The 9,439-nt window shown below is 33.0% G+C and carries 9 protein-coding genes; 4 read left to right on the top strand and 5 right to left on the bottom strand.

The window, feature by feature from the left end; genetic code table 11:
- The first annotated feature begins 88 nt into the window (after positions 1 to 88).
- Both wTpre_RS05490 and wTpre_RS05495 read left to right on the top strand, forming a co-directional pair.
- A complete protein-coding gene (locus tag wTpre_RS05490; RefSeq protein ID WP_068652540.1) occupies positions 89 to 460 on the top strand; it encodes a hypothetical protein in 372 nt (123 codons plus the stop codon).
- On the top strand, positions 461 to 742 hold the full coding sequence (locus wTpre_RS05495) for a DUF2610 domain-containing protein (RefSeq protein ID WP_010406917.1): 282 nt from the start codon (positions 461 to 463) through the stop codon (positions 740 to 742).
- Here the strand turns inward: wTpre_RS05495 and dapD are convergent, their stop codons facing one another.
- A complete protein-coding gene (gene dapD, locus wTpre_RS05500) occupies positions 743 to 1,585 on the bottom strand; it encodes a 2,3,4,5-tetrahydropyridine-2,6-dicarboxylate N-succinyltransferase (RefSeq protein WP_068652542.1) in 843 nt (280 codons plus the stop codon).
- A 38-nt stretch (positions 1,586 to 1,623) separates the two neighbouring features.
- Between dapD and wTpre_RS05505 the strand changes: the two genes are divergently transcribed.
- Both wTpre_RS05505 and sdhA read left to right on the top strand, forming a co-directional pair.
- Positions 1,624 to 2,034 carry a zinc-ribbon domain-containing protein gene (locus tag wTpre_RS05505; protein WP_068652544.1) on the top strand — a complete coding sequence of 137 codons (411 nt, stop codon included), beginning with the start codon at positions 1,624 to 1,626 and terminating at the stop codon, positions 2,032 to 2,034.
- 208 nt (positions 2,035 to 2,242) lie between these two features.
- On the top strand, positions 2,243 to 4,042 hold the full coding sequence (gene sdhA / locus wTpre_RS05510) for a succinate dehydrogenase flavoprotein subunit (protein WP_068652546.1): 1,800 nt from the start codon (positions 2,243 to 2,245) through the stop codon (positions 4,040 to 4,042).
- Here sdhA and wTpre_RS05515 read toward each other — a convergent pair.
- The 4 genes from wTpre_RS05515 to wTpre_RS05530 all read right to left on the bottom strand — a co-directional run.
- Positions 4,017 to 6,059, bottom strand: coding sequence for an ankyrin repeat domain-containing protein (locus wTpre_RS05515; RefSeq protein WP_068652548.1), 2,043 nt, complete (start codon positions 6,057 to 6,059; stop codon positions 4,017 to 4,019). The genes sdhA and wTpre_RS05515 overlap by 26 nt on opposite strands.
- 244 nt (positions 6,060 to 6,303) lie before the next feature.
- Entirely contained in the window at positions 6,304 to 6,912 is a 609-nt protein-coding gene (gene gmk / locus wTpre_RS05520; protein WP_068652550.1) for a guanylate kinase, read from the bottom strand.
- Between the two features lie 35 nt (positions 6,913 to 6,947).
- A complete protein-coding gene (locus tag wTpre_RS05525) occupies positions 6,948 to 8,735 on the bottom strand; it encodes a pentapeptide repeat-containing protein (RefSeq protein ID WP_068652552.1) in 1,788 nt (595 codons plus the stop codon).
- On the bottom strand, positions 8,719 to 9,439 hold a 721-nt coding region (locus tag wTpre_RS05530), incomplete at its 5' end, for an ankyrin repeat domain-containing protein (RefSeq protein ID WP_068652696.1). The genes wTpre_RS05530 and wTpre_RS05525, both read right to left, overlap by 17 nt.

Genomic DNA, 9,439 nt, shown 5'->3' on the forward strand with positions numbered 1-9,439 from the left:
ATAAATGTTTAACTATAGCATGCCATACTATAAAATAGTGGAGTATTTATATATATAATATAAGTTTAAAGGCGATAGTGCTTTGGTTATGAATAGTCAAGATACGGATTATGTTACCCTTGTACCTCAAGATGATGGTGTTGAATATAAATTTGAAGAAGTTGTCAGTTTTATAGAAAATAAGATTGTAGGTGCTGATGGATTAACTTTAGCGGAGGTATTTCAAGCATTAGTTAAAATGCTGAATGGTGACCTAGAGTTAGTAAAAAAAGTGTTAGAATATGCTGATGTTATGGTAAAGCATGGAATGAGGTTAGCAAAAGAGTCACAATTGAGCAGAGCTGATATTAGCAGAGCTTTAGAAGGGGAAAAAATTGTTTTCAATAGGCAAGATTTTATCAAAAAACCACCTCTTGTACCTTCTATAAAATCGGTTAAAAAGAAAAGCAGAGGTTTTTAAATGGTTGAGTCTATAAAAAAATTTACTGTACAGTGTGATTTCAAAGGGCAAAGTTCACCTTTTGCAATATACATAGGAGATCCAAAGAGTGATACTCATCCAATTCACTATCAAGATTCCTGGCTTGCAAAGGAGCGTGGAGGAAACATACCTAATAGAGTTAAAGAAAGTCTGCAAAAATTATATAAGTTATCTAAAGAAAATGGAATCTCTTTCTCAGAATTATGTGCATATGCTATTACTGTAGTTAGTAATAATGATAAAAAAAATGACTGCAAGTAGTTAGGTTCTCAATATTTCATTTATAGAAGTTTTTGATCTCGTCTTCTCGTCCACTTTTTTTACTATAACTGCACAATAGGTTGAAATGTTATTTTTAGGTGGAGTAGATCCCGGTATAACTACAGAGCAAGGTGGTACTTCACCATAAAATACCTTACTTGTTTCTCTGTCAATAATTTTTGTTGATGCTCCAATAAACACACCCATGCCAAGGACTGATCCTTCTCTTATTATAACACCTTCGGCTACCTCACTACGCGCTCCAATGAAGCAATTATCTTCTATAATGACTGGAGAAGCTTGAATGGGCTCAAGAACTCCGCCTATTCCCACTCCACCGGAAATATGGCAGTTTTTCCCTATTTGTGCACAACTACCAACTGTTGACCAAGTATCTACCATTGTGCCAGAATCAATGTATGCACCAACGTTGATAAAGCTTGGCATTAGAACAACATTTTTACCTATGTAAGCAGATTGGCGGACAAAACACCCAGGAACTGCTCTAATTTTTGAATGGCAAAATTTTTCTTCATTCCATTCACTAAACTTACTACCGATTTTGTCAAACCAGCAATTGGTGTTGTCTATTATTTTGCTTTCCTCAGTGAGGAAATGTAGTAATATTGACTGCTTTATCCACTTATGTACTATCCATTCTCCACTTGACAGCTTTTCTGCTACTCTAATTTTACCACTGTCAAGTAACTCAATTACCTCTTTAATTATTAATCTTGCTTCGTGTTTTAGATTATAGTCGTTAAGTTTTTCTTTATCTTTCCAAATACTTTCTACCTTATCTTGTAATTTTTTAGTTGCAAGTTTTTCATTTGTTACGTACATATTGATATCAGATTTATATTATATTATGTGTAAGCACTATGAAAATACAATGTCATAATTGTACTAAAACTTACTTAGTATCTCGTAGGCAAATAGGTGGATCTGGAAGAAAAGTGAAATGTACAAACTGCAATCACATGTGGCATGAGTATCTAAAAGAAATGTCAAGTGAATTGTGTCCTGCTGGTACACAAGAAAAAAAGGCTAGCTGGAGGCAAAGTTTAACTCTAGCTTTTGCAACAGTTGCAGGGTTATGCGTTATAATTGTTGGTGGTATCTTTCCAGGAGAGGTAAGTAAGATATATAAAGCAGTTAGTTCATATAAAGATTCAATAAGCCATAAATTACGATATAAAAAAGTGCAAATGGAAAATTCAAATGCAAGAGAACTTGTTGTCAATGAATTTTATCAAGATTACCTTTTTCTGTCCGATTTTAGACCTAGTTAAGTAGGCATAAGTCATCAATGTCATGTAAGTAACTGCACTTATTCCTTTATGGTGGTGTCATTCCAATGTCAGCTACTTTCATGACGCCCTATGATTGTTATTACATCTTTTACTATAGATTTGTTTCAGAAGATTACATCCAGAAAACTTGTATAGATTTTTTCTACTTCTGTGATATTATAAGCCTGTGATGATAAAATAAGTGGATATGGATAAGTCAGCGTATGAAGTCATAGAGCATGAGTATGATGTTGTGATAGTGGGTGCAGGTGGAGCAGGGCTTAGAGCAACACTTGGAATGGCTGCAACTAATTTTTCAGTTGCCTGCATTTCTAAAATTTTCCCTACACGAAGTCATACGGTTGCAGCGCAAGGAGGAATTAGTGCAGCTTTGAGTAATATTGCTGAAGATGACTGGCGCTGGCATGCATATGATACAATAAAAGGTTCAGACTGGCTTGGCGATCAAGATGCAATAGAGTATATGTGTAAAAATGCTGCCAAAGCTGTGATTGAACTTGAAAATTTTGGTGTACCCTTTTCTCGTACGGAAGATGGAAAAATATATCAGCGTGCCTTTGGTGGAATGACAACTCACTTTGGTAAAGGAAAATCGGCTCAGCGTACTTGTGCAGCAGCAGATAAAACTGGGCATGCAATTCTTCATACTCTATATCAGCAATGTCTTAAATTTAACGCTGAATTTTTTGTCGAATATTTTGTAATAGATTTGATTATGGACAAAGGTACATGCTGTGGGGTGATAGCTTGGTCGCTGTGTAATGGTACGTTGCATAGATTTCGTGCACATTTTGTGGTAATAGCAACAGGTGGTTATGGACGTGTTTATTTTTCTGCAACAAGTGCACATACCTGCACAGGTGATGGTAATGGCATGGTGGTAAGAGCTGGGTTGCCACTTGAAGATATGGAGTTTGTGCAATTTCATCCAACAGGAATATATGGTTCAGGGTGCTTGATGACGGAAGGATGCCGCGGTGAAGGTGGGTACCTTGTTAATTCTCAGGGTGAGAAGTTTATGGAACGTTATGCGCCAAAGGCAAAAGATTTGGCTTCTCGTGATGTAGTAAGTCGAGCAATGACAATTGAAATTAGAGAGGGAAGGGGAGTTGGGCCAAAGAAAGATCACATATACTTGAATATAGCTCATCTTGATCCGGAAGTAATAAAGCTCAGATTGCCAGGTATTAGTGAAACAGCAAAGACCTTTGCAGGAGTTGATGTTACTAAAGATCCGATACCTGTTATTCCTACTGTTCACTATAACATGGGAGGTATTCCAACCAACTATCATGGGGAAGTGATCACGTCGCAAAAAGCTAAAGAAGAAGTGGTAGAAGGATTATTTGCAATAGGAGAGGCAGCATGTGTTTCTGTACATGGTGCAAATCGACTAGGTTCCAACTCTCTTCTTGATCTTGTGGTTTTTGGTAGAGCTGCCGCGCTTAGGGCAAAAGAAAAATTGAAACCTAATACACCACATAAAAAATTGCATTCAGACTGCACAGACTTGATAGTAGATAGATTTAATAAAATGAGATTTGCTTCTGGACAATTCAAAGTAGCAAAAATACGAAGTGAAATGCAGCACACTATGCAGAAATATGCATCGGTATTCCGTATTGCTGAAGTTTTAGAGGAAGGTAAAAAAGCTATAAAAGAAGTAGCAAAAATGATGCCTGACATTGCAGTTGAAGATCGCAGTATGATATGGAATAGTGATTTGGTTGAAGCGCTGGAGCTTGCCAACATGGTTCCACAAGCAGTTATTACCATGGAATGCGCAGCTAATCGCGAGGAAAGCAGGGGTGCTCATGCTCGTGAAGATTTCCCTGAACGTGATGATAAAAACTGGATGAAGCATACTATGGCATGGCTTAAAGAAAAGAAAAACCAAGTCAGTGTAGAGATTGACTATAAAAAAGTTGCTGAAAAAACTTTGAGCGATGAGATTGATTTTATCAACCCGGAAAAGAGAATTTATTAGTCAATTCACCTAGTTCATTTATAAATGGTAGTACTGATATATATCTCATTTTAGTAGCTGGTCTCTCTGTATGTTCTGACTGCTCTTGTGCTGCTGAGTTGTTAGCTAAATTTTGTTGTTCAGTAACATTTTCAGGTTGTGTTGCAGTTTGAAGATTATCTTTACTGGTTTGCTGATCATTGGTTAATTCTTTAACATATTTCCTAATGCCGCTAAGTTCCAAAGTGAATATCAGACAGACTACTCCTGTTATAGCTATGATTGGTAACGCTGTTCCAATTGCAATTTGTCCTTGAAAGCAAGAAAGTGTTGCCACTGTAATAATAGTAGTTGCTAATGTGATTGCTAATAACACACTAGCTCTTCTGACCGGATCAATGCATTTCCATACAGCAGATGCTCCTTTTTTCACACCAGAACCTAGCTTTTTAATGCCTGATTGACATTTTTTCGAAGCAGTTCCACAGCGGTATTTTTCCTCAAGCTTCTCTTTTAGTTCTTTAGCTTTCTCATGTGCTTTCTGTGAAGTGCTTGAACAATCTTTTAGATCTCGTAAAGTTAAATAGTACTTTTTAGTATGGAGTTCTGGATCTTCTAACCATAAAGAATCAGGGTTAGCACCGTTTTGTAATAATGCTGCACAAAACTTTGTTGTATTATCATAATTAGTGGCTAAATCAAAAATTGTTTCTTGCGATAGGTATTCGATACTTTTTTTTTCTGCTTTTTTCTTTAGTGCTAATTCTAGAGGTGTATTTCCTTGCTTGTTAGTTGCTTTTATAGCTTCATCTAATTTATCTTCAGATATTTTTCTTTCTTTTACTAAGGCTGATATTAATTTGAAGCATGTAACTTTTTTCTTCCCTATTAGCAAGGCAATATGGTGTAAAGCATTATTGCCATTGGCATCTTTAAGGTTAATATCTGCTCCTTTTTTCAATAATTCCTTAAAAGATTTTTCATCTTTATCTTTAATTGCTAAATGTAGTTGATAATTATCATTACTATCTGGAGTATTTATGGTATGTGGCATAATTTTTTTGATTTTTGTTCTTATTTCTGATTTTAACTCAGGTTTCTTTACTGACTTTGCTAATTTTTCTAAGAAATCACAATAGTATGTCTTTTGCTCTTCTTTTAAGTATTGTAATTCTTTTGTAGATAATCCTAAATTGTCAGAGCTGGCTCCATACTCTAGCAATTTTGTAAGAAACTTAAGTGTTTTATCGTTATCTTGGATTGTGTGAGAATCATGTTTCCCTTTTATTATCTTGTTAATTAGTGCTACCTGAAAAGGAGTCTTTCCTTCTTGATTTTCACTATCAACAAGATCAACAAGTTGTGCTAGATTTTCCTTGGTGAGCTTTTTTTCTAGGATAACTAGAAACTTGTATTTCTGTTCCTTTTCGAGCGATGCAATAAGATGTAAAATATTATTTCCTTTTTCATCTTTTATGCTGTTAACATTCGTGCAATCTTTTAGATATTTTTTAAATTTCACGCTATCTTCATTTTTGATTACTTTTAGTAATTGAACATTATTATCAGAATCTGATATTCCGTTTACTTCATTTTCAAAATTGTTACCGTAACCACTTTCTGACTCATTGTCCTTGCGATTTTTATTAGAGTGACTTTTAGTGACTTCATAAATTGCTTGCCTTACTTGGTTTTTTGTTTCATCTGATATTTTTTTTAATTGTTCGATTACTTCACCTAGCACTGGAAGGAAACATTGGACATAATATCTGTGATATTTTCTCTGTTCTCTAAAAGACTCTTCTAATTTAGTTAATACTTCAGGACTAGCGCCTTCCTTAAATAACCTTTCACATTCCTTGAGTGTTCCATCTTGACTTCTTGGTTTTTTATGATCATGTTTTTCTTTTTTTACCTTTCTCTCTATAATATTATATAATTGCTTGTCTTTTTTATCTTGCTCTTGTTTTTCATTTTTGTTTATATATTCACCTAGTTTGTTTGCATTAGTAACTAATACACTTAGATCTGTACTCATATTAAAACCTCAATATTAAAAGCTATTTGGCGTTAACGAATTGGATTAAGCTTTTTAATTGAGCTAGATGTTATCGAAATATAGATGAAAAGGCAGAAAACTAGTTTCTATTAGAAAATCTATTGTCATATTAAAATCCCCACTTTAACGCTTGTCTACTATTTTAACTATTTTATCTTAAAAAATAACAAATGTGGCTAAACTGTGAAGCATGAGTGCTACTGAAAGAGGTAAACCAATGTTTTTATAGATCTTTCAAACTTGGTTTTTCTTCTAATTTTTTAAGCATTCCTTTACTTAGTATTGATTTTATTTCTTCTACGCTTTTATTAAGATCATCATTAATGATTACGTAATCATATTTATTACTTTTACTTATCTCTTTTTTCGCTTCGGCTAATCTCCGCTCTATTTCAATTTCATCATCACTATTACGCCTTTGTAGACGCAGTCTAAGCTCTTCCATTGAGGGAGGTAGTATAAAAACACTTACAACTTTTTCTCTTAATATTTCAAATAAATGAAATGCTCCTTGCCAATCTATATTCAGTAAAATACTTATGCCACTACTCAGGTTTTGTTCTATAAAATCTTTTGGTATACCGTAAAAATTTTCAAAAACTTTAGCATATTCAAGCATTTGATCAGCCTTACATAGTTCATGAAACTTTTCTTCAGTAACGAAAAAATAGTCTTTTCCATTTACTTCACCGGGACGAGGTTTGCGTGTAGTCATAGAAACAGACATAACTAAATCGGTTGATTGCTCAAGTAATTTTTCTGATATAGTAGTTTTTCCAGCTCCAGAAGGAGAGGATAGAATCAGTAGTATGCCCTCATTTTTTACGGTCATTTTTCTTTATTTAACAAGTACATTATAGAGCTTTTTTAAGACTTTGTATTTTTTGAATCAAAGTTTAAAAGACTAGAGCCCTCTAAATTAGAATTTGATAAACTGGTATCAATAAGAGAGGAATTATCAAAGACAGTATAACGTAAATCGGCTTTTTCAAGATTTGCCTTATTCAAATCAACGTTTACAAACTTTGCTCTACTTAATATTGAATTAGAAAAATTAGCATTTTCTAAATTCATGTCTTTAAACTCAAAGTAAGAATAATTTACATCAAATTTTTCACCCTGTGATATTTTCTCTTGCAGATCTTTAATTGAAGTTATAGCACTCTCTAGACCTGTAATTTTGCTCTGTCCCTGATTGTCAATCAAAATTGAATTATCAAATTTGCAATCTGTTAAATGAATATCAGCAATTGAACTTTTATATATGCTTGAAGAGAGAAAAGACATATCACTTATTGTCGAATCACTCAAATTGCTAAGAAAAAAACCAGCCTTTCTAAAGGTATTATTATAAAACACGGAGGATTTGAAATCACTTTCAATAAAATTTGAATTAGTGACTTTTAAGTTAGACCAGCTCGAATTATCAGCTAATAATTTGAAGAATATTGAATTTTTTATCTCACTGAAGTCAATACTATGGTGGGAAAGAGTACTATTATAAATTTGAGAGTCTTGAATTTTTGTCTTATACATTGAAGTTGTGCAAAGATCTGAATTTTCTATTTTTGCAGAAGTAAACAATGAATGGTCAAAAAACGAACCATTCATGTTAGAATTCACAACTTTAGTATTATGAAACTTTCCGTGACAAATGTTAGCATTATAGGCGTTAACTTTATACAATTCACTAAAACTAAAATCAATATTAGATAAGTCAGCATCCTGAAGGTCTGATTCTAAAAAATATGTATGCTTCATCTTGGAACCATTTAGTATAGATTTAGTGAAGTTTGAATTATCCCCTTTCACATAGGAAATTTGTGAATTGCTTAAATTGGCTTTTTCAAAGTTACTATCAACTATAATAGAAGCATTAAAATAGGCGTTCGAAAGATTGCTACCTGTAAAATCCAATTTTTTTATTTTAGCACCGTATATATTAGCATTTTTTAGTGAAGAGAATTGTATCTTGAGCTTGTGTGCATCCACTCCAAAGAAACTTGCATTATCGAAATTATTCTTCTGCATAACAGTGTCGTTTATTTCACTATCACTAAAATTTATGTAGCTAGCATTTGAGTTTGATAAATAGGATAAATTCATTTTTACATTCAAAAATTTGGTATGCAAACCAATTATATTACGCATACTTACTTTGTTGAGATTAGAATTGACAAAATCAGCATAACTGATATTAGATTGATCAAATATGATTTCTGTTAGATTTGTAGACGCAAATTTTGAAAAACTTAAATTTGTGCCTTGTATTTTAACGCCATGTAAACTAGCATTGGAAAAATTAGCACCACGTAAATCAACATCGATAAAAGACACATCTGATAAATCGGTGTTAGAAAAATCAGCACCAATTAAACTTACTCCCTCAAAAATAGATTTATTTAAATATAATTGACTAAAATTAGCCCCATTCAAATTAGAGCCAAAACCTTTCTTAAAATCTTGTGGTATGCCTGCTTTCTTACAATGTACTAAAAATTTAGCGAAATCTTTTTTATTGTAAGATACGTATTTTACATCGTGCAGAGCGCTTAAAAAATCATTGATTGGATTTTTTTCATCATCTATTTCATTTCCATAGCATAAATGACCAACTAGAAAAGTTAATATCAAAAGTCTAATTATCTTTTGCATCGCAGGTGCTTTCTTTTGTTTTTATAGCAAAGTTATACATCTCTGAATCTTCTTCATTGTTTATTTCTTTATCCTCTAAAAGGTATGGCATCATTTCGGCAATTGCGTTTATTATGTTGATCTGCTTCCTTTCGATTGCTATTTCAATAGGGGACTTAAAATTATTATCAACCACTCTAGGATCAGCACCTTGTAATAAGAGAAAGCGAACTGTGTCTATTTCACCTTGTTTCACTGCATAAATTAGAGGAGTATCACCCAATTTATTTCTAAATCTTAGTATTTCTTGAATTGTTAATCCAATTTTTTCTAGCTTATTTATTACTCCTCTTAGACAAATTAAGTTGCCCTTTTTTATGCAGTAAAAAAATTGCTTACTGTAATCATCAGTAAATATAGTTTTAGGAAGGTGCTCATTTAGGCTATCATATTGTCTTTTATATATAGACTTGCTTTTATGGTTCCATTCTTTTTTTATTTCTTTGTTTAGCTTTGTACATTTTTCGCTTTCTTCATTTTCTTTGTTTACAGGTGTTATATTGTCAGGCTGTTCTTTTTTCTTTTTCTCTGTTAATTGGCTTGTTGAAAGTTCGGTGTCTTTTTTGCTAATCCCCTCTTCAGGCTGTAGGTTTGTTTGATTATTGTGACTGATTTTCTTCTCTTCAGGTTCTTTTTTTTCTTCTGATAAAGGACTTGTTAGAGCT

It is taken from the genome of Wolbachia endosymbiont of Trichogramma pretiosum, assembly GCF_001439985.1.
Lineage (GTDB): Bacteria > Pseudomonadota > Alphaproteobacteria > Rickettsiales > Anaplasmataceae > Wolbachia.